Source organism: Pseudomonas sp. DWP2-2 (genome assembly GCF_049897065.1).
GTDB classification, from domain to species: Bacteria; Pseudomonadota; Gammaproteobacteria; order Pseudomonadales; family Pseudomonadaceae; genus Aquipseudomonas; species Aquipseudomonas paracarnis.
Map to the genome: position 1 here is coordinate 39,365 of NZ_JAFCVN010000010.1, position 20,569 is coordinate 59,933.

General features: G+C 61.4%; 15 protein-coding genes. 11 read left to right on the plus strand and 4 right to left on the minus strand.

The window, feature by feature from the left end; all coding sequences use genetic code 11:
• The first annotated feature begins 14 nt into the window (after positions 1 to 14).
• From ACP7CZ_RS20435 to yjiA, 3 genes are all read left to right on the plus strand, one after another.
• A complete protein-coding gene (locus tag ACP7CZ_RS20435) occupies positions 15 to 2,081 on the plus strand; it encodes a carbon starvation CstA family protein (RefSeq protein WP_054896154.1) in 2,067 nt (688 codons plus the stop codon).
• A 14-nt stretch (positions 2,082 to 2,095) separates the two neighbouring features.
• On the plus strand, positions 2,096 to 2,293 hold the full coding sequence (locus ACP7CZ_RS20440; RefSeq protein WP_003194308.1) for a YbdD/YjiX family protein: 198 nt from the start codon (positions 2,096 to 2,098) through the stop codon (positions 2,291 to 2,293).
• 188 nt (positions 2,294 to 2,481) lie between these two features.
• Entirely contained in the window at positions 2,482 to 3,438 is a 957-nt protein-coding gene (gene yjiA, locus ACP7CZ_RS20445; RefSeq protein ID WP_014720013.1) for a GTPase, read from the plus strand.
• A 189-nt stretch (positions 3,439 to 3,627) separates the two neighbouring features.
• Here the strand turns inward: yjiA and glyA are convergent, their stop codons facing one another.
• Complete coding sequence (gene glyA, locus ACP7CZ_RS20450; protein WP_003194304.1) at positions 3,628 to 4,881, minus strand: serine hydroxymethyltransferase; 1,254 nt, start codon at positions 4,879 to 4,881, stop codon at positions 3,628 to 3,630.
• Between the two features lie 228 nt (positions 4,882 to 5,109).
• Positions 5,110 to 8,961, minus strand: coding sequence for a sensor domain-containing protein (locus tag ACP7CZ_RS20455; RefSeq protein ID WP_426175002.1), 3,852 nt, complete (start codon positions 8,959 to 8,961; stop codon positions 5,110 to 5,112).
• Between the two features lie 285 nt (positions 8,962 to 9,246).
• Between ACP7CZ_RS20455 and ettA the strand changes: the two genes are divergently transcribed.
• Positions 9,247 to 10,911: an energy-dependent translational throttle protein EttA gene (ettA, locus tag ACP7CZ_RS20460; protein WP_294167997.1), complete on the plus strand. Its 1,665-nt coding sequence runs from the start codon at positions 9,247 to 9,249 to the stop codon at positions 10,909 to 10,911.
• 66 nt (positions 10,912 to 10,977) lie between these two features.
• On the opposite strand, the gene ACP7CZ_RS20465 is transcribed toward ettA, so the two are convergent.
• Positions 10,978 to 11,907 carry a LysR family transcriptional regulator gene (locus tag ACP7CZ_RS20465; RefSeq protein WP_034126955.1) on the minus strand — a complete coding sequence of 310 codons (930 nt, stop codon included), beginning with the start codon at positions 11,905 to 11,907 and terminating at the stop codon, positions 10,978 to 10,980.
• 95 nt (positions 11,908 to 12,002) lie between these two features.
• On the opposite strand from ACP7CZ_RS20465, the gene ACP7CZ_RS20470 reads away from it, so the two are divergent.
• The 7 genes from ACP7CZ_RS20470 to gdhA all read left to right on the plus strand — a co-directional run bounded on the left by ACP7CZ_RS20470 (position 12,003) and on the right by gdhA (position 20,068).
• Complete coding sequence (locus ACP7CZ_RS20470) at positions 12,003 to 13,196, plus strand: MFS transporter (protein WP_054896151.1); 1,194 nt, start codon at positions 12,003 to 12,005, stop codon at positions 13,194 to 13,196.
• Positions 13,197 to 13,230: 34 nt separating this feature from the next.
• A complete protein-coding gene (locus tag ACP7CZ_RS20475; protein WP_198790901.1) occupies positions 13,231 to 14,055 on the plus strand; it encodes a hypothetical protein in 825 nt (274 codons plus the stop codon).
• Positions 14,056 to 14,088: 33 nt separating this feature from the next.
• Complete coding sequence (locus ACP7CZ_RS20480) at positions 14,089 to 15,306, plus strand: MFS transporter (protein WP_294168000.1); 1,218 nt, start codon at positions 14,089 to 14,091, stop codon at positions 15,304 to 15,306.
• Between the two features lie 39 nt (positions 15,307 to 15,345).
• Positions 15,346 to 16,575 (plus strand): pyridoxal phosphate-dependent aminotransferase, encoded by a 1,230-nt coding sequence (locus tag ACP7CZ_RS20485; protein ID WP_197900955.1) that lies wholly within the window; start codon positions 15,346 to 15,348, stop codon positions 16,573 to 16,575.
• 24 nt (positions 16,576 to 16,599) lie between these two features.
• Positions 16,600 to 17,445: a hypothetical protein gene (locus tag ACP7CZ_RS20490; RefSeq protein ID WP_294168004.1), complete on the plus strand. Its 846-nt coding sequence runs from the start codon at positions 16,600 to 16,602 to the stop codon at positions 17,443 to 17,445.
• Positions 17,446 to 17,493: 48 nt separating this feature from the next.
• A complete protein-coding gene (aepX, locus tag ACP7CZ_RS20495) occupies positions 17,494 to 18,384 on the plus strand; it encodes a phosphoenolpyruvate mutase (protein ID WP_089042481.1) in 891 nt (296 codons plus the stop codon).
• Positions 18,385 to 18,730: 346 nt separating this feature from the next.
• On the plus strand, positions 18,731 to 20,068 hold the full coding sequence (gene gdhA, locus ACP7CZ_RS20500; protein ID WP_034126961.1) for an NADP-specific glutamate dehydrogenase: 1,338 nt from the start codon (positions 18,731 to 18,733) through the stop codon (positions 20,066 to 20,068).
• Here the strand turns inward: gdhA and ACP7CZ_RS20505 are convergent.
• Positions 20,065 to 20,562: a GreA/GreB family elongation factor gene (locus ACP7CZ_RS20505; RefSeq protein ID WP_060764087.1), complete on the minus strand. Its 498-nt coding sequence runs from the start codon at positions 20,560 to 20,562 to the stop codon at positions 20,065 to 20,067. The two genes, gdhA and ACP7CZ_RS20505, sit on opposite strands and share 4 nt — an antisense overlap.
• Positions 20,563 to 20,569 lie beyond the last annotated feature (7 nt).

Below are 20,569 nucleotides of genomic sequence, written 5' to 3' on the forward strand. Positions count from 1 at the left end.
GCTGGAATATAAAAATGAAAAATAATAATAGCCTGCTACGCCACTTACCCTGGCTGGTGCTGGCAATTGTAGGAGCGTGCGCCCTGGGCGTAGTGGCCTTGCGCCGCGGCGAGGCGATCAACGCCTTGTGGATTGTGGTCGCTGCTGTGGCCATCTACCTGGTTGCGTACCGTTACTACAGTCTGTTCATCGCCAACAACGTGATGCAACTCGATCCACGGCGGGCAACCCCTGCGGTGGTCAACAACGATGGTCTGGACTACGTACCAACCAACAAACACATTCTTTTCGGTCACCACTTTGCGGCGATTGCCGGTGCAGGCCCGTTGGTCGGCCCGGTGCTGGCGGCGCAAATGGGCTATCTGCCCGGTACCCTCTGGCTGATTGCCGGGGTGGTGCTGGCCGGTGCGGTGCAAGACTTCATGGTCCTGTTCCTGTCCACCCGTCGCAATGGCCGTTCCCTGGGGGACATGGTTCGCGAAGAGATGGGCCGCATTCCCGGGACCATCGCGCTGTTCGGCTGCTTCCTGATCATGATCATCATCCTCGCGGTGCTGGCGCTGATCGTGGTCAAGGCCCTGGCCGAGAGCCCATGGGGCATTTTCACGGTGATGGCGACCATCCCGATCGCGATGTTCATGGGCATCTATATGCGCTACATCCGCCCGGGCCGCATCGGGGAAATCTCGATCATCGGCGTGCTGTTGCTGCTGGGTTCGATCTGGCTGGGCGGGCAGATTGCCGCTGATCCAGAGTGGGCCAAGGCGTTCACCTTCACCGGTATCCAGATCACCTGGATGCTGATCGGCTACGGCTTCGTGGCTGCTGTGCTGCCGGTGTGGCTCATCCTGGCGCCCCGCGACTACCTGTCGACGTTCCTGAAAATCGGCACCATCATCGCCCTGGCGATTGGCATCCTGGTCACCATGCCTGACCTGAAAATGCCGGCACTCACCCAGTTCATCGACGGCACCGGCCCGGTGTGGAAGGGCGGCCTGTTCCCGTTCCTGTTCATCACCATTGCCTGTGGCGCGGTCTCGGGCTTCCATGCGCTGATCTCCTCGGGCACCACGCCCAAGCTGCTGGCCAGTGAAAGCCACGCCCGTTACATCGGTTACGGCGGCATGCTGATGGAGTCGTTCGTGGCCATCATGGCGATGGTTGCCGCTTCGGTGATCGAGCCTGGCGTGTACTTCGCCATGAACAGCCCGGCTGCCATTGTCGGTACCGACGTGGTCACCGTGGCGCAAACCGTCAGCAGCTGGGGCTTTGCAATTACCCCTGAGGCGTTGTCGGCCGTTGCCCACGATATCGGCGAAACCACCATCCTGGCCCGTGCCGGCGGTGCGCCGACGTTGGCGGTAGGTATCGCGCAGATCCTGCACAGCGTGCTGCCGGGTGAAAACACCATGGCGTTCTGGTACCACTTTGCGATCCTGTTCGAAGCGCTGTTCATCCTTACGGCAGTGGATGCCGGTACCCGCGCCGGTCGTTTCATGCTGCAAGACCTGCTCGGTTCCTTCGTGCCTGCGCTCAAACGCACCGAGTCGTGGACTGCCAACCTGATTGCTACCGCAGGCTGCGTGGCGATGTGGGGTTACTTGCTGTACCAGGGCGTGATCGACCCGCTGGGTGGCATCAATACCTTGTGGCCGCTGTTCGGTATCTCCAACCAGATGCTGGCCGGTATCGCGCTGATGCTGGCGACCGTTGTGCTGATCAAAATGAAGCGTCAGCGCTACATTTGGGTGACCATGTTGCCGGCTGTCTGGCTGCTGATCTGCACCACCACCGCAGGCTTCATCAAGCTGTTCGACGCCAACCCGGCGATCGGCTTCCTGTCGCTGGCCAAGAAATACAGCGATGCCCTGGCTAACGGCCAGATCCTCGCCCCGGCCAAGAGCATCGACCAGATGCAACACGTGATCTGGAACGCCTACACCAACGCAACGCTGACGGCGCTGTTCCTGTTCGTGGTGTTCAGCATCCTGTTCTATGCGCTCAAAGTCGGCGTCGCCGCCTGGGGCAACAAAGAGCGTACGGATAAAGAAGCCCCGTTCCAGGCTGTACCGGACGCATAACGAGGATTGCAGACATGTTCAATGACATCAGTCGCCTCGGTAAATACCTCGGTCAGGCCGCCCGCCTGATGGTCGGCATGCCCGACTACGACACCTACGTCGAGCATATGCAAACCAAACACCCGGACAAGCCGGTGATGGACTACAAGGCGTTCTTCCGGGAGCGCCAGGAAGCCCGTTACGGCGGCAAGGGTGGGCCCAAATGCTGCTAACCCGGTAACGCGGGCCAATGCGATACCCCTGTGGGAGCAGGGTTTTCTGTGGGAGCTGGCTTGCCTGCGATAGCATCACCTCGGTCTGACTGAAGCACCGAGTTGTCTGCATCGCAGGCAAGCCAGCTCCCACAGGGGCCTTTGCTCCCACTTTTGTTTGTGTTCATTCAATTATCAGGAGAACAGTTGTGTCCTCTCCCATCCCCGTCACCATCCTCAGCGGCTTCCTCGGTGCCGGCAAGACCACCTTGCTGCGCCACCTGCTCAAAGCCGAGCACGGCTTGAAAATCGCTGTGATCGAAAACGAATTCAGTGACGCCGGTATCGACACCCAATTGCTGGGCGACGAGCCAGTGCAAGTGATGACCCTGTCCAACGGCTGCGTGTGCTGCACCATCCACACCGACCTGACCAAAGCCCTGTACCTGTTGCTGGAACGCCTGGACAGCGGCGAGATCGCCTTCGACCGGCTGGTGATCGAATGCACCGGCCTGGCCGACCCTGCGCCGGTGGCCCAGACCTTCTTCATCGACGAAGAGCTGCGCGAACGCTATATCCTCGACGGCATCATCACCCTGGTGGATGCGGCCCACGCCGAGCATCATCTGACCCAGACCATCGCCCAGGCCCAGATCGGCTTTGCCGACCGCCTGTTGGTGAGCAAACGCGACCTGGTAGACGACGCCAGCTTCGACGCCCTCAGCCAGCGCCTCACCCGCATCAACCGCCGTGCGCCAATTCGTGTGGTGGATCACGGCAAGATTGACCTGGCCGAATTGCTGGATGTGCGCGGCTTCAACCTCAACGCCGGCATGAGCCTGCGCCCGGTGAGTGCAGCGCCTTCGGTCGACCGTATTTCCAGCCTGGTGCTGCGCACCGACCAGCCGCTGGATATCGACCGTCTCAGCGAGTTCATGAACGAACTGCTGGAAGACCATGGCAAGCAACTGCTGCGTTACAAGGGCGTATTGAACATTGCCGGAGAAGACCGACGCATGGTGTTCCAGGGCGTGCTGAAGCTGTATGGCTTCGACTGGGATACCGAATGGGCCGAGGGCGAGGCGCGGGAGAGTGTGATCGTGTTTATTGCCGATGAGCTGCCCGAAGACAAGATCCGCCAAGGCTTTGAGCGGGTCTACCAATAAATCCGGCTTGAAATGCACTCCAATGTGGGAGCTGGCTTGCCTGCGATAGCGGCGGGTCAATCACTGATGGGCTGACTGCAAAACCGCCATCGCAGGCAAGCCAGCTCCCACACTTGACCCTGTTTCAAATTGAAATCGGCATAAAAAAGCCCGGCTCATGAGCCGGGCTTCTTATTCACGCAACTGCCATCAAGCGCCGTATACCGGCAGCTTCTTGCAGATGGCCTTGACCTTCTCACGTACCGCGTCGATCACGGCTTCGTTGTTCAGGTCGGCCAGGATGTCGCAGATCCAGCCCGCCAGTTCCTTGCACTCGGCTTCCTTGAAGCCACGGGTGGTCACTGCCGGGGTGCCGAAGCGCAGGCCGGAGGTGACGAACGGCGAACGTGGGTCGTTCGGCACGGAGTTCTTGTTCACGGTGATGAAGGCTTTGCCCAGGGCAGCGTCAGCATCTTTACCGGAAATGTCCTGCTTGATCAGCGACAGCAGGAACAGGTGGTTTTCGGTACCGCCGGACACCACGTCAAAACCGCGCTCGATGAACACGCTGGCCATGGTCTTGGCGTTCTTGACCACTTGTTGCTGGTAGGTCTTGAACTCAGGCTGCAGTGCTTCCTTGAAGCAGATCGCCTTGGCCGCGATCACGTGCTCCAGCGGGCCGCCTTGGGCGCCCGGGAAAACGGCGGAGTTGAGCTTCTTCTCGATCTCTGCGTTGGCGCGTGCCAGGATCAGGCCGCCACGTGGACCGCGCAGGGTCTTGTGGGTAGTGGTGGTGACCACGTCAGCGTAAGGCACTGGGTTGGGGTAAACGCCCGCAGCTACCAGACCGGCCACGTGGGCCATGTCGACGAACAGATAGGCACCGACCTTGTCGGCGATTTCACGGAAACGTGGGAAGTCCAGGATCTGCGAGTAGGCAGAGAAACCGGCCACGATCATTTTTGGCTTGTGCTCGACCGCCAGGCGCTCGACTTCATCGTAGTCGATCAGGCCGTTGGCATCGATACCGTACTGAACGGCGTTGTACAGCTTGCCGGAGGACGAAACCGTGGCACCGTGGGTCAGGTGACCGCCATGGGCCAGGCTCATGCCCAGGATGGTGTCGCCGCCTTGCAGCAGGGCCAGGTACACGGCGCTGTTGGCTTGGGAGCCGGCGTGTGGCTGGACGTTGGCGTAATCGGCGCCGAACAGCTCTTTGGCACGGTCGATGGCCAACTGCTCAACCACGTCGACGTACTCGCAACCACCGTAGTAGCGCTTGCCTGGGTAGCCTTCGGCGTACTTGTTGGTCAGAACCGAACCTTGAGCCTCCATCACCGCAGGGCTGGTGTAGTTTTCCGAAGCGATCAGCTCAATGTGCTCTTCCTGGCGCACGGCTTCTTGCTCCATGGCGGCGAAGAGATCGGCGTCGTACTTGGCAATAGTCAAATCACGGCTGAACATGGCGGTCCTCAAGGATCGGGGGCAGAAAAGGAGGGCATTCTAACTCAATGGGTTTTAGATGGCATATGAAAGGACATCATGTCGCGGACAAGTGGGGTTCATCTGGGGATGATCGTTCCCACGCTCTGCGTGGGAATGCATCCCGTGACGCTCTGCGTCACATTTAAAAGCGGACGCAGAGCGTCCAGAATTGCGTTCCCACGCGGAGCGTGGGAACGATCAGGGACTTCAGTCAAACATGAACAGCGCATCATTACTGAACTGCACCTCAAACCGATTCGCCGGCATCGGCCGCCCGAACAGGTAACCCTGCACCTCATCACAGCCATGTTCACGCAGGAAGTCCAATTGCTCATGGGTTTCCACGCCTTCGGCGATCACTGCCAGGTTCAGGCTGTGGGCCATGGCAATAATCGCCCGGGCGATCTGCGCGTCCTGCTCACCGGAGGGCAGGCCATCGACGAAGGTGCGGTCGATCTTCAGCACATCGATGGGGAATTGCTTGAGGTAGTTGAGCGACGAATAGCCGGTGCCAAAGTCATCCACCGCGATGCTCAGGCCCAGGTTTTTCAGGCTGGCGAGGATCTGCAGGGCTTCGTTGACTTCACGCATCAGGATACTTTCGGTCAGTTCCAGCTCCAGGCACGCCGGCGGCAGGCCGGTGTCCTTGAGGATGGTGGCGATGCGCGTGCCCAACTGGCCGTCGGAGAACTGCCGCGCCGAGATGTTCACTGATACTTTCGGCACGCGCACTTTGTTCTGGTGCCAGGTCTTGAGCTGGCGGCAGGCTTCGCCGATCACCCAGTCGCCCACATCCACCACCAGCCCGAGCTCTTCCAGTACCGGGATAAAGTCCCCGGGCGGTACCAGTCCACGGCGCGGGTGGCGCCAGCGCAGCAGGGCTTCGGCGCCGGTAAGGCGTTTGCCGTCGCCGCTGAATTGCGGCTGGTAATAGAGCACGAATTCGTTCTGGTCCAGGGCGTGGCGCAGGTCGCTTTCCAGTTCCAGGCGCTCCAGGGCGCTGGCGTTCATGTCGGCCTGGTAGAACTGGAAGTTGTTTTTGCCGCGCTCTTTAGCGTGATACATCGCCGTGTCGGCGTTTTTCATCAATTGGCTCAGCTCGTTGCCGTCTTGCGGGCTGAGGGCGATGCCGATACTGGCGGTCACGAAGAACTCGCGGCCTTCCAGCACAAAGGGTTTGACCAGGCTGGCGAGGATCTGCTCGGCCACATGAATGGCGCGGTTCAGCGCCATATCGCGGCTGACCCGTGGTTGGAGGAGCAAGGTGAATTCGTCGCCGCCCATGCGCGCCACGGTGTCGTCCTCGGCCACACAACCGAGCAGGCGCGTGGCCATTTCCTTGAGCATCCGGTCGCCGGCCGCGTGGCCGAGGGAGTCGTTGATCGGCTTGAAGCGGTCCAGGTCGAGGAACATCAGCACCACCCACGACTTCTGCCGTTCGGCGGACTGCAACGCGGTGTGCAGGCGGTCCTGGAACAGGGTGCGGTTGGGCAGGTGGGTCAGGGCGTCGTAGTAGGCCAGGCGGTGGATGCGCTGCTCACTGGCCTTGCGCTCGCTGATATCGCTGAAGAAACACACGTAGCTGGCCAGGTCGCCTTCGTCGTCGAACACCGCGGTAATGCCGACCCAGGCCGGGTAATGCTCGCCATTGAGACGCTTGAGCCACACCTCGCCTTCCCAGGTGCTGTGCTGGTGCAATTGCTTGAGCACATAACGCAGATGGGCTTCCTGCTGCTCATCGACGGTGAGCATATTGGGCAACTGGTCGAGCACATTGCTCACCGCATAGCCGCTGACCCGGCTGAACGCCTCGTTGGCCTGCACGATATAACCGGCTGGGTCGGTGATCAGGATCGCCGAAGTGGAATGTTCGAACACCGTGGCTGCCATGCGCAGATCTTTTTCGGCGCGTCGTTGCTGGCTGATATCGCGGCCCACGCCGAGGATGCCTTCAAACGCGCCATGTTCATCCCACACCAGCACCAGGCGCAGTTCGATCGGCACTTTGCGCCCGTCGGCGCGCAGGCAGTCGAACAGAAACAGTTGGGTCTGGACTTCATCGCGCAACGTGTTCAAGGCGTCGGGGTTGCCGAGGGCGCGGCTGACCTGTTCCATCAGGCTGTAAATGCCGGTCAACTGCTGAGGGTTGGCAACGATCGACTGCCAGCCGTTCTTGAACACCCAGTCCACGTCATAGCCCAGGACGGTGTTGACCGAGGGGCTGATGTAGTTGAGGGCCAGTTGGCTGTCGGTGGAGCAGATCACGTCGCTGATGCTTTCGGCCAGCATCCGGTAGCGCTGTTCACTGTCGCGTAGTGATTCACTGGCCTCGATCTGGTCGGTAATGTCCTTGGCCACGCCGATGATCCGGGTGACCACCGTAGAGGTATCGCGGGCCAGCGCCTGTTCGCGGATATCGAAGCGGCGCCACTGGTTATTGCGGTGGCGAAAGCGCAGTTGGCAGTGCAATTGGGTCGTATAGCCGACCTGGCGTTGCTGTTCGCGCGCGTCATGGTAGTGCTCGGCGTCTTCTGGGTGTAGCAGGATTTCCCAGAAGTACTCACCCATTTGCTGCAGTTCGGCTTTGTTGTAGCCCAGGGTGTGGCCCAGATGGTGGTTGCTGAAAATCATGCGCTGGCTGATCACGTCCTGCACATACAGGTGATCGGGCACGGTGCGCACCACATCCGACCAGAAGCTTTCACGCTCCACCAGCGACAACTCGATCAGCTTGCGGCTGGTGATGTCGCTGATGCTGAGAATCACGGCCTTGACGTCATCCTGCTGCTCCGGCAAACGCATCACCAGCCACAGGTACTGTTCGTTGCCGGCCACGTCGTTGAGCTGGATTTCCAGCTCCAGCTGTTTTTGCCGGGTCAGTACGGCCTCCAGCACCTGATAGCCGATGGACGTGGCATTGCTCGGGCAATCATCGATCAGGCGCTCCCACGCCTGCTCGCAAGACGCGACGTTGAGCAGGCGCACGGCCATCTGGTTGACCTCGGTGACGCGCAACTCCTTGAGCAGTTGCTTGCGCTCGGCGGGGTTGGCCTGCAACCAGGCGTGCAACTGCTCACGGCTTTGCACCTGGGTCTTGTTGCAAAACGCCTTGAGCCCCGACAGGTCCAACACGCACAACGCGACGCCGGTGCCTTCGAAGATGTCCTGGTAGCGTCGCCGGCCTTCATTCACCTGGCGTTGGCGGCGGCGCATGTTGAGCAGCACGATCACCGGGATCAGCGAAAACGCCAGGCCGAGCAGGCACTTGCCGATAAAAGCGGGCAGTAGTTGTTCCAACACCGCGCTGCGGTCGAACATGCCGCGCAGTTGCCAATCGCTTTTGCTCAACGGCGTGACCAGCACGCTGCGGTTCAACTCTTCCGGCGTCAGGGCGCCGGACCACTGCGCCGGCATGCCGCTGTCACGGCTGACCACGCGATGGTTCAGGCTGTTCTCGATCGCCCACATCGGGCGTTGACCCTGGACATCCTGGCGCGTGAGGTTGGCCAGATAATTGGGCGCCAGGCGCAAGGCCCAGTACACCTTGGAGCCACCGCTGGGTTGGTGCAGCAACAGATAGATGACCGTGCCGTCATTGTCGTTGCTCAGGTAGTAGGACTGGGCGTGACTGCGCTTGACCAGGTCTTCGAGCAGGGCACTGTCTTGGCTGCCTTCGGCAGTGTCGCTGATCAGTGCGCCGCTGGGGGCGAGCAGGGCAAAGCTGCGCAGGTCCGGCAGTGAGCGCTGCAACGTGCGCATCAGGGCCTGCTGCTGTTCGGGGTTGCGCGGCGGCTCGACAATCGGCAACAGGTTCAGGGCGATCTGCGCGCTCAGGGCCATGCTCTGGCTGATCTGCTCGGCCAGGTCGGCACTGTAGTCGATGGTGTATTGCTGTTGGTTTTTCTGGTTTTGCTGCAATTGGTCCAGCAGTTGCCAGAACAACAAGGCGAGCAACAGCAGGACAAGCGTCGCCAACGCGCCTTTCAAGGTGCCGTGCAGGGGCGCTCCCGGCGCAATATGAGCGGCGCGCAAGGGCGTGGGCGGCGTGACGTTGGACAAACTGTGATCCTGCGGTTTGGCTGGACTGGCGCGCGACGTGCACTATAAGCCGGACGCCCGAAGGGCGGCTAGCATGCCTTGAGTTGTGGCAAAGTGCCAGTCCTGCCTGGCTGGACTGCCCCAGCGCATTCAGGTAGCTTTGCCGGTTACGCGGGGGCGTTCCAGCCCCAGACATTCAGGCTTTTTTTGCTCGCTGGCATTGATGATAGTCAAAGGCCCGCGCGGCGCATGGCCTGGCACGGGCTTCGTCCGCTTAATTCATCAGTCACTGACGCTAGGTTCACCATGGCTCAATACGTCTTCACCATGCATCGGCTGGGAAAAGTTGTTCCGCCGAAGCGGGAAATCCTGAAAAACATTTCGCTGTCCTTCTTTCCAGGCGCCAAGATCGGCGTGCTCGGCCTCAACGGTTCGGGTAAGTCCACCCTGCTGAAAATCATGGCGGGCGTCGACACCGAGTTCGAAGGCGAAGCCCGCCCGATGCCGGACCTGAACATCGGTTACCTGCCTCAAGAGCCGATCCTGGACCCGACCAAGACCGTGCGCGAAGTGGTCGAAGAAGCCGTCAGCGTGATCAAGGACGCCCAGGCCCGCCTCGATGAGGTGTACGCCGCCTACGCCGAACCGGACGCCGACTTCGACAAGCTGGCCGCCGAACAGGCCAGGCTCGAAGCGATCCTGCAGGCGGGCGATGGCCACAACCTGGAGCGCCAACTGGAAGTCGCCGCCGATGCGCTGCGCCTGCCAGCCTGGGACGCCAAGGTCGAACACCTTTCCGGTGGTGAGAAGCGTCGTGTGGCCCTGTGCCGCCTGCTGCTGTCGGCCCCTGACATGCTGCTGCTCGACGAACCGACCAACCACCTGGACGCCGATTCCGTCGCCTGGTTGGAGCACTTCCTCCACGATTTCCCGGGCACCGTGGTTGCGATCACGCACGACCGTTACTTCCTGGACAACGTCGCCGGCTGGATCCTGGAGCTCGACCGCGGCGCCGGTATCCCTTACGAGGGCAACTACTCCGGTTGGCTGGAAGCCAAGTCCGACCGTCTGGCCGCCGAATCCAAGCAGCAATCGGCCCACGAAAAAGCCATGAAGGAAGAACTGGAATGGGTGCGCAAAGGCGCCAAGGCCCGCCAGTCCAAATCCAAGGCGCGTCTGCAACGCTTTGAAGAAATGCAGTCGCAGGAATTCCAGAAGCGCAGCGAAACCAACGAGATCTACATCCCGGCTGGTCCGCGCCTGGGTGACAAGGTCATTGAGTTCAAGAACGTGACCAAAGGCTATGGCGACCGCGTGCTGATCGACAACCTGTCGTTCGCCATGCCAAAAGGCGCGATCGTCGGCGTTATCGGCGGTAACGGTGCGGGTAAATCCACACTGTTCCGCATGCTGATGGGCAAGGAAACCCCGGACTCCGGCAGCATCGAGATCGGTGACACCGTGCAGTTGGCCTGTGTGGACCAGAGCCGCGACGACCTCGACGGCAGCAAGACTGTGTTCCAGCAGATCTCCGACGGTTCCGACCAGATCCGCATCGGCAACTATGAAATCCCGTCGCGCACCTACGTCGGCCGTTTCAACTTCAAGGGCGGCGACCAGCAGAAGTTCGTCAAGGACCTGTCCGGTGGTGAGCGCGGTCGCTTGCACCTGGCCCTGACCCTGAAAGAGGGCGGCAACGTCCTGCTGCTCGACGAACCGTCCAACGACCTCGACGTTGAAACCCTGCGTTCCCTGGAAGAAGCCCTGCTGGACTTCCCGGGCGCCGCCATTGTGATCTCTCACGATCGGTGGTTCCTTGACCGCGTCGCGACCCACATTCTGGCGTACGAAGATGACTCCCAAGCGGTGTTCTTCGAAGGTAACTACACCGAGTACGAAGCCGACCGTAAAAAGCGCTTGGGTGAGGCCGCTGCCCAGCCGCACCGCGTACGCCACAAAAAACTGGCCTGATGCTGCAATAGCCGCAACAGCCTGTTGAAAAAATACCCCTCACGCAGGGGTATTTTTTTGCCCGCGTTATGCCGGGAGCGTCGTGGGCGCCAGCGCTGGGCGGCTGCGCAGCAATTCTTCGACCACCCCCATGAACGCCTCGACCAACAATGAGCGTGACGGTGAGCGCGTGAGTATCAGCAGGTGTACCCAGGCTTCGGGGTCTGCCAAGGGGCGGTAGACCACGCCTTTCCTGGCCAGGGTTCGGGTGCACTGGGGCACGAGCGAGACACCTTGGCCTGCCGCCACCAGGGCGATGATCGAGGTGATCTGGCGCCCCGCAGGGCCCGGGCGCAGCGCCAGGCCACGGCGTTGATACAGGTGCTCGATGGAGCCGTTGAGGCCCGAACCGTAATCGCTGGGGAACAGTATCAACGGGTACTCACTGAGCTGGGCGAGGGTGACTTCGCTCTGCTCCGCCAGCGGGTTGTCGCTACAAAGAGCCGCCACCAGCGGTTCTTGCCCCAACGACAAAGCCTCGACGCCGGTTTGCCCGGCCTCCGGCAGCAGGCGGCTCATGCCGACGTCGATGCGCCCGTCCAGCACGTGCGTGTGCAGGCTGCCGGAAGCGCTCTCCACCAGGGTCAGTTGCACATCGGGAAAACGCTGGGCGAAGGCTTGCAGGGTTTGGCTGAAGAGTTCCGACAACGCGATCGAGCTGGCATAGCCTACGACCAGTTGGCCGGTCGAGCCGGCAGCCAGTTTGGCGGCGATGTCTTGTGCAAGCCTGGCGTGTTCCAGCGCTGCGCGGGCATACGGCAAAAAGTGCTGGCCTTGGGCGGTCAGTGTGACCGTACGACTGGTGCGGTCGAACAGGCGAAAGCCAAGCTCGGTTTCCAGGGCCGAAATCTGCCGCGTCAGGGGCGGCTGGGCAAGGTGCAGACGCTGGGCTGCGCGGCCGAAGTGCAGCTCTTCGGCGACCGTCAGGAAGTAACGTAACTTGCGTAGATCAAGCATTCTGTTTCCTGGGTATTGATCGGTCCGAATTCGGTATTGGTGTTCGCTGCGCTGGGTATTCTATAAACATCCTCGACTATAAGACGAGAGGCCACATGAACCCGCGCATGCATCACGCCCGCTTCGCCGTGTTCCTGTGTGGCTGTGCGGCGTTTCTGAATCTCTATGCGACACAGAGCATCCTGCCTGCGTTTGCCGAAAGCTTCCAGGTGAGTGCCCGGCAGGCAGGGTGGAGCATTACGGTGACCACGCTGGCGGTGGCGGTGACCGCGCCGTTTGTCGGGCGCCTGACCGGCCGTTTCGAGCAGCGCACGGTGATTGCCGTGGCCGCGTTGCTGCTGGCGCTGCCGACGCTGCTGACGGCCTATGTGGACAGTTTTGCCGAGCTGCTGGTGTGGCGTTTTGTCGAAGGGATGTTGATTCCCGTGGTGTTCGCCACCAGCGTGGCTTATATCGGTGATCGCTGGCGTGCGGCCACGGTCACCGAGATCACCAGTTTGTACGTCGCGGGGACGGTGCTCGGTGGGTTTGCCGGGCGCTTTGTCTCGGGTGTCATGACCCAATATGTGGGCTGGCGCGAAGCCTTCGAACTGTTGGCGGTGATCAGCCTGCTGGTCGGCCTGCTGATTGTGTGGCTGTTGCCGGCCAATCCGGTGGCGCGGCCCGGCGTTGCGGCCGTGGGCATGCACGGGGTGCGCCGGCTTCTGCGCAAACCCTTGCTGGCGGCCTATGGCGTCGGTTTCTGCGTGCTGTTCTCCCAAGTCGCAACCTTTACCTATGCCGGGCTGTATCTCAGCCAGGCCCCGTTCAACCTGGGCGCCGCCGCCTTGGGCACTTTGTATGCGGTGTTCCTGCTGGCGCTGGTGGTCATTCCTGTTGCGGGGCGCTTGAGCAAATCGCGACCACAATCGCAGTTACTGACCGGCGCTGTTGCGCTCGGCATCTGTGGCTCGGCGCTGACATTGTTGCCGTCCCTGTGGCTGATCGTGTTGGGGCTGGCCCTGAGTTCGACCGGCGTATTCCTGGCACAGGCATCCGCCAATGCGTATATCGCCACCACGGCAGGCCCGGACAAGTCCGGCGCCGTGGGGCTGTACCTGACCGGCTATTACCTGGGCGGCAGCGCCGGCGCCGTGGTCCCGGCCATGCTTTGGAATCAATGGGGCTGGCCGGGCTGCGTCGCGTTGGTCGCAGGTTTTCAGCTGTTGTCGCTGGCGATTGCCCTGCTGGGCTGGAAACCGGTAAAGCCCCAGGCCCTGATCGCCGGACAGCGCGGCAAACCAGCCTGATTTTTCATCCAATAAAGGACTATGAGAGGTGAACATGACTAACACCGTGATCAAGCGCAGCCAGTTGTTGAAGCTCATCGAACCGGTATTGAACGACATGCCGGCCGGCGCCTTGCGCCACGCTCTGTTCGAAGCCTTCTGGGCTCAGGAAGACGGGCTGGTGGATATCGAAGACGCTTTTGCGCGACTCACCTCGCGTCGGCATTCGCCGGCGGTACTGCGCAAGTTCTTCGCCAGTTGGTCCAAGACCAATAATTCGGCGGCCAGTGTGTCCGGCCTGGCCAACCGCATAACATTGCTGGCGCGCTCCGATGAAGGCTCCGCCGCCGCCGCGCAGTTGTACCGCGCCTGCGGCAGCCTGCAACGCATCACCGATGAAGATCTGGGCGCGTTGGGTAATACCTTGCACGCGGACCTGTTCTACACCATGGCCACCGCGCTGTGCGGTGATGACCAGTGGATATTGAAGGACAATTGCCTGCCCTCGGCACAGGCGTTCAAAGACTGGACCGACACCCGCCGCCTGCGTGATCGCGACCTGTTGCAGGGGTTACTGACCACGTTGATCCACGAGGTGTACACCCACGGCGAAGTGGAATTCATCCACCCGCTGTACTCGCAGTGGTTCGTGCGGGACATGGGCGTGCCGCCGGAGAAATCCCGGGCGACGGTGGCCTGGGTCACGGTGCACACCGGCGGTACCGAGAGCAACCATTTCGCCCATGCGGTGGCGGCGGTGAATGAGTTCACCACTGCCATGCAGATTGAAGTGGACCCCGCCACGGCGCGCGACATTTTTGCTCAATACCTGCAGCGTAAAGCCAGTGTGATGAGCGACTGTGCGCAGTTGCTGGGTTAACCCGGCCTTTTTGCCTGAGAGCCTCTGACCCAGATGAACACCCTGAAGCAGACCGCAACGCCATCGTTGTCGTCGCCTGACCCGGTCAGCGTGCGTCGCCGCGCTCTGGTGGCAGGCTGCGGCGCGCATGCCGTGCACGATGGGCTGACCGATGTGATTTATGTGCTGTTGCCGATCTGGCAAGCGCAGTTCGGCCTCAGCTACGCCCAGATCGGCCTGTTGCGTGGTGCTTACGCGGGCATGATGGCCGGTTTTCAGTTACTGGCCAGCCGTGCTGCCGCACGCTGGGGGCGTGAACGCTTGCTGGTAGGTGGCACTGCGTTGGCGGGACTGGCCTACCTGCTGGCCGGCCAGGCTGGCGGGCTGGGCGTGTTGCTGTTGGCGCTGCTGCTGGGCGGGCTCGGCGCGAGTACGCAGCACCCGCTGGCCTCGTCGTTGATCACCGATACGCACGAGGCCGGCGGAGGCGTCAAACAAGCGCTGTCGCAGTACAACTTCAGCGGCGATATCGGCAAGACCTTGATCCCGGGGTTGATCGGCCTGTTGCTGGCGGTCATCAGTTGGCGCGCCAGTGTCACCCTGCTGGGTGTACTCGGGCTCCTGGCGGCAGGCCTGTTGTGGTGGCTGATCCCGGCACGCGCCGAGGCTTCGGCGGCGCCGGTGAAAGCCACCCGTACGGGCGCCGGCGCCGGCTCCGCGAGCGGCCTGCGTGCGCTGATCGTGACCGGCACGCTGGACAGCGCCGTGCGCATGGGTTTCCTCACGTTCCTGCCGTTTTTGCTCAAGGCCAAGGGCGCCGGGCCTGCGGGCATCGGCCTGGCGCTGACGATGCTGTTCGTCGGCGGCGCCTTCGGCAAATTGCTGTGCGGTTACCTCGGTGCGCGCATCGGCATGATGAAAACGGTATGGGCCACGGAGTTCACCACGGCTGTGCTGATTGTCATGGCGGTGTACTTGCCCTACGCCGGCTTGATGGTGATGTTGCCGCTGCTGGGGCTGGCGCTGAACGGCACGTCGTCGGTGCTGTACGGCGCAGTCCCGGACTTGGCAGGGCCGGGCAGGCGCGACCAGGCGTTCGCCGTGTTCTACACCGGCACCATCGGTGGCGGCGCCTTGGCGCCGGTGCTGTTCGGCAGCCTTGGGGATGCCACCGGTGTGCCCATGGCCGTCCTGTTGCTGGCCGCCACCCTGTTGCTGACCTTGCCGCTGTCCTGGCGGGTTCAGCAAGGGTTGGAGGCCCAAGCCCGGTAGGGCGAACGAATTTTTCAGCGTGTTCTGGCAGGTATAACAATGAATAACAGTGAACCCTCTGCCGTGTCATTGCCGTTGTCCCAGCGTGCGCAACGTCTCAGCGCACCCGGCACGTCCAGCATGCGCAGTAAAGCCAATGCCTTGAAAGAAGCCGGCGTCAACGTGGTCAACTTTGCCGCTGGCGAATTGTCCTTCGATGCCTGCCCGGTGATGAAAGCCGCCGCGACCGATGCGCTCGCCACTGCCCGCAACCGCTATACGCCGCCCATTGGCCTGCCCCAGCTTCGCCACGCGCTGGCGCAGCAGGTCACTCAGCGCTGCGGGGTGAATTACGCCGCCGATGAAATAGCGGTGACCGCGGGTGCCAAGCAGGCGCTGTACAACGCTGCAATGGTGCTGCTCAATCCGGGGGATGAAGTCATCGTCGCGGTGCCGTACTGGGAAACCTTCCCTACCCAGATCCAACTGGCCGGTGGCGTTCCCGTCTATGTCGACACGGCTGCGGATGACTATCGCCTCACCTGCGCAGCGGTCCAGAAGGCCCTGACCCCGCGCACCCGGATGATTGTGATCAACACCCCGAACAATCCGACGGGCACGGTTTATCAGCGCGAAGAACTGCTGGGTATTGCCCGGCTCGCCTTCGCCCACAGGCTTTGGGTGGTGTTCGACGAGTGTTACCGCAAACTGGTGCGCGCGCCCCATGAACATCACAACATCGTGTCGCTGTTTGCGCCGCTCAAACATCAGACGGTACTGGTCGATTCGTTTTCCAAGAGCCACGCGGTCACCGGCTGGCGGGTAGGGTATGCGTGTGCGCCCGCCCCAGTCATCGCCGCCATGCACAACCTGCAAGGGCATACGACGTCCAACCCCAGCAGCCTGTCCCAATATGCCGCGCTCGGCAGCCTGATGGCGGACGCGCCGCACTTTACCCGCCAGGTCAATGCCTTCCTCGACCAGCAATTGCTTGCGGCCTGCACCTGCCTGGGGCATGTCGACGGCATTCGGTGCGCCCCGCCCGAAGGGGCGTTCTATCTGTTTATCGATGTGTCCCGCAAGTTGGGTGGGCGCTACCTGGGCACCGTTATTCGTGACGTCGACCACTTGGCCGATCTGTTATTGACCGAGGCCCATATCGCGGTAGTGCCAGGCTCTGGCTGTGGTGACGGCAATAGCATCCGTATCTCCTACGCCGTTGAGCGTGAAGCGCTGATTGAGGGCCTCACACGCTTCGCTCGTTTCATGTCAGAAATCGTTGCGCATTAACCCCACCTTAAAAGGATATAAGCCGTGGAAAATCTGAGCCGCCAATTTATCGGGTACGTGAACCAGGCGCTGGTGGATGTCGAGGACGGACATCTGGCCCAAGCCCTGCTCAGCGGTTTCAACAGTCAAACCGCCGCGCTGGACACGTACTGCGAGACCTATGTCGACATGACCTCCAGTAATTGGAGCGAGTCGTCACTGTGTACGTTCTTCTGTGGCTGGCGTAGCCCGGACGGCGCCGCCCATGCCGTCTCGAGCATCATCGTGCGCATCCTCCAGGAGTCGGCATCGTTGACGGATGACGCCCGGTTGAAAATGCTCGAAGCGGCGGCCCATTGTGGGGAGATCATTGTCGAGGACATCGGGCTGGGTGAAATGCATGGGCATCCGCACCATTCCAAGCTGTATTACCGCATGGCTTCGGCCATCTGCGGCTCCGATGATTGGCGCCTGCAAGACAAATTCCTCAACCCGATTACCAAAGAGTTCTCCGGTTGGGTGGGGGAAAAACGCCCATTGGCGCCGCAACTCATCGAAGCGCTGGAAATGATGGCCATGACGGAGTTGTTCAATACCGGCGAATACAACCTGATGACCCCGCTATGGAAGCAGTGGTTGCGCGATGTACGGGGCTATAGCGCCGGTGAGGCCAGCCGCGTCGCGAGTTTTCTCAGTGTGCATTGCGGCAGCGTGGAAGCACGCCACTTCAAGCATGCCGCTGAGGCGTTGCGGCTGTATGCCAGCGCCACCGGGCAGGCCGTGGATTACGCGCGTATCGCACGGCTCTCCAAGGAGTACGTGGCCAGGGCCTGCGAACATCTGCAAAAGATGGCGTCGGTGCTCAAGTGCGAACAGCCCGCCTGGGATTGAGGCTGTTCGATAACCCTTGTTGTGCCGCTGATAAGGAGCCTGAACCCTATGATGGATACCGAAGCGCGCCGACGCCCTCTGTCGGCGCTATTGGATAGCAACCGTTGCCTGCGTGTACTCGAAGCCCATAGCCCGATATCGGCGTTGCTCGCGCAACGCGCCAGGCTGGAGATCAGCCCCGGGCATACGGTGGGGTACGACGCCATCTGGTCGAGTTCGCTGACCGACTCGACCCAGCGCGGGTTACCCGACATCGAAATTCTTTCGCCCAGTAACCGATTGCCGGGGATTCGCGAAATATTCGATGTGTGCTCGCTGCCGCTGATATTCGATGCCGATACCGGCGGCAAGGCCGAACATTTCGCGATTCATATCAAGATGCTGGAGCGTGCGGGCGTCTCGGCGGTGGTGATCGAAGACAAATGCGGCTTGAAGAAGAACTCACTCTTGGGCATCGAGGTCGACCAGGCGCAGGAGTCCATCGAGGCCTTTTGCGCCAAGCTCCAGGCCGGGTGCACGAGTCGCACCGGCTCAGGGCTGATGATGATTGCCCGGTGTGAAAGCTTGATTCTGAATCGCGGCATGGAAGAGGCGATGGCACGGTGCCTGGCGTATGTCGAGGCGGGGGCGGATGGCATCATGATCCACAGCCGCAAGCAGGATGGCCTGGAAATCCTGGAATTCGCCCGGCAGTTTCGCCTGCAGCGGCCCAGGGTACCGCTGATTTGCGTGCCGACCAGCTATGTTCACCTGAAGTTCGAGGTGCTGGAGCGAGCAGGTTTCAACGCGGTGATTTATGCCAATCACATGTTGCGCAGTGCCTACCTGGCCATGCGCGATACCGCCGTCGGCATACTCGCCAATGGCAGGACGCTGGAACTGGAGTCACGTTGCCTGGGCATTGACGAGATACTCGACCTGGTGCCGGGCACGCGCTAGTGCCCTGCGCGAGTCTGTGGGCAAATGCTGTGCGGGCTTGCTCGCGAAAGCGGTGGGTCAGTCGCTGCATCTGTAACTGCACCGCCGCTATCGCAGGCAAGCCAGCTCCCACATGACCGGTGTACTCGATCAAATGTGGGAACTGGCTTGCCTGCGATGGCGGCCTACCTGTTGGTGCAAAACTCAGAGTGAAATCCCCATTTAAGGGCAAAAAAAGGCAGTTATTTATACTTATTGCACCATTTAATTTCACAAAGGCGACATTTTGCCCTGTCGCGGTGCGAAACGAATTGATAAAGTCCGGCTCAATCTCCGTTTAACAACAATCAATTTGCCGAGACTGTTCATGACCGAATCCGTCGATTCCTTCCTTGCCCGCCTCAAGAAACGCGACCCGGACCAACCGGAATTCCACCAGGCTGTAGAAGAAGTTCTACGCAGCCTGTGGCCCTTTCTTGAAGCCAACCCGCACTATCTGACCTCGGGCATCCTGGAGCGCATCTGCGAGCCGGAACGCGCGATCACGTTCCGAGTGTCGTGGGTGGATGACCATGGCAAGGTCCAGGTCAATCGCGGTTTCCGTATCCAGATGAACAGCGCCATTGGGCCCTACAAAGGCGGTTTGCGCTTTCACCCCTCAGTCAACCTGGGTGTGCTGAAATTCCTCGCCTTCGAACAGACCTTCAAGAACTCTCTGACCTCGCTGCCCATGGGCGGCGGCAAAGGCGGCTCGGACTTCGACCCCAAGGGCAAGAGCGACGCCGAAGTGATGCGCTTCTGCCAGGCATTCATGAGCGAGCTGTACCGCCATATCGGTGCGGACGTGGACGTACCGGCCGGTGATATCGGCGTGGGCGCACGGGAAATCGGCTTCCTGTTCGGCCAGTACAAACGCCTGAGCAATCAATTCACCTCAGTGCTGACCGGCAAGGGCATGACCTATGGCGGTAGCCTGATCCGCCCTGAAGCCACCGGTTTCGGCTGTGTGTATTTCGCCGAGGAAATGCTCAAGCGCCAAGGCCAGCGCGTCGAAGGCAAGCGTGTGGCCGTGTCCGGCTCCGGTAACGTGGCGCAATACGCGGCGCGCAAGGTCATGGACCTGGGCGGCAAGGTGATTTCCCTGTCGGACTCCGAAGGCACCCTGTACGCCGAAAGCGGGTTGACCGAAGAACAATGGTCGGCCCTGCTGGAACTGAAAAACGTACAGCGCGGGCGTATCAGTGAACTGGCCACACGTTTCGGCCTGGAGTTCCGCAAAGGCCAGGCGCCTTGGGAACTGGCCTGCGATATCGCGCTGCCTTGCGCCACCCAGAACGAACTCGATGCCGACGCTGCGCGTACCTTGCTGCGCAACGGCTGCCTCTGCGTGGCCGAAGGCGCGAACATGCCGACCACGTTGGAGGCTGTGGATATCTTTATCGACGCGGGCATTCTGTTTGCGCCGGGCAAGGCGTCCAATGCCGGTGGGGTGGCGGTGAGCGGTCTGGAAATGTCGCAGAACGCCATGCGCCTGCTGTGGACCGCCGGGGAAGTGGACAGCAAGCTGCACAACATCATGCAGTCGATCCACCATGCCTGCGTGCATTACGGTGAAGAAAACGGCCGCATCAACTACGTCAAGGGCGCGAACATCGCGGGCTTCGTGAAAGTGGCTGACGCGATGCTGGCCCAGGGTATCGTCTAGGCCTCGGGTTCGATGCGCAGCACTTCGATCAACTGATCGCCGACGGGGCGCTGCCACAGCACCTCGTCGCCCACCTGGGCGCCCAACAAGGCACGGCCCAGGGGCGAGCCCCAGTTGATCAAGCCTGCGTTGGCATCGGCCTGGTCTTCACCGACCAACTGGATGCGCTGCTGTTCGTCCTGCTCGTTGGCGAACGTGACCCAACTGCCGATCTGCACCTTGTCGGTGGACGTGGCCGGCGCGACTACCTGGGCGCTCTGCACCCGCTGGTTGAAGTAACGCAGATCCCGCTCAAGGTCCGCCTGGCGCTGCTTGTCGGCCTGCTCACCCTTGGCGGCTTCGTCGCTGTGCTCCCCTTGCAACTGTGCCACCCTGGCCTGCAATTGCGCCAACCCTTGCGCGGTCAGGCGGTTAGGTTGCGCGCTGACCTGACGCTCCACCGGCTGATCAGCCTGGGCCGCCGCGTTATCTTCATTTACAAAAGCTCGGCTCATGGCGTTC

Coding starts and splice junctions, on each gene's coding strand:
- ACP7CZ_RS20465 (WP_034126955.1), bottom strand. CDS start 11,907: ATGCTTGATCTACGCAAGTTACGTTACTTCCTGACGGTCGCCGAAGAG.
- ACP7CZ_RS20505 (WP_060764087.1), bottom strand. CDS start 20,562: ATGAGCCGAGCTTTTGTAAATGAAGATAACGCGGCGGCCCAGGCTGAT.
- ACP7CZ_RS20480 (WP_294168000.1), top strand. CDS start 14,089: ATGAACACCCTGAAGCAGACCGCAACGCCATCGTTGTCGTCGCCTGAC.
- ACP7CZ_RS20475 (WP_198790901.1), top strand. CDS start 13,231: ATGACTAACACCGTGATCAAGCGCAGCCAGTTGTTGAAGCTCATCGAA.
- ACP7CZ_RS20485 (WP_197900955.1), top strand. CDS start 15,346: ATGAATAACAGTGAACCCTCTGCCGTGTCATTGCCGTTGTCCCAGCGT.
- ettA (WP_294167997.1), top strand. CDS start 9,247: ATGGCTCAATACGTCTTCACCATGCATCGGCTGGGAAAAGTTGTTCCG.
- ACP7CZ_RS20435 (WP_054896154.1), top strand. CDS start 15: ATGAAAAATAATAATAGCCTGCTACGCCACTTACCCTGGCTGGTGCTG.
- ACP7CZ_RS20440 (WP_003194308.1), top strand. CDS start 2,096: ATGTTCAATGACATCAGTCGCCTCGGTAAATACCTCGGTCAGGCCGCC.
- glyA (WP_003194304.1), bottom strand. CDS start 4,881: ATGTTCAGCCGTGATTTGACTATTGCCAAGTACGACGCCGATCTCTTC.
- gdhA (WP_034126961.1), top strand. CDS start 18,731: ATGACCGAATCCGTCGATTCCTTCCTTGCCCGCCTCAAGAAACGCGAC.
- aepX (WP_089042481.1), top strand. CDS start 17,494: ATGATGGATACCGAAGCGCGCCGACGCCCTCTGTCGGCGCTATTGGAT.
- ACP7CZ_RS20470 (WP_054896151.1), top strand. CDS start 12,003: ATGAACCCGCGCATGCATCACGCCCGCTTCGCCGTGTTCCTGTGTGGC.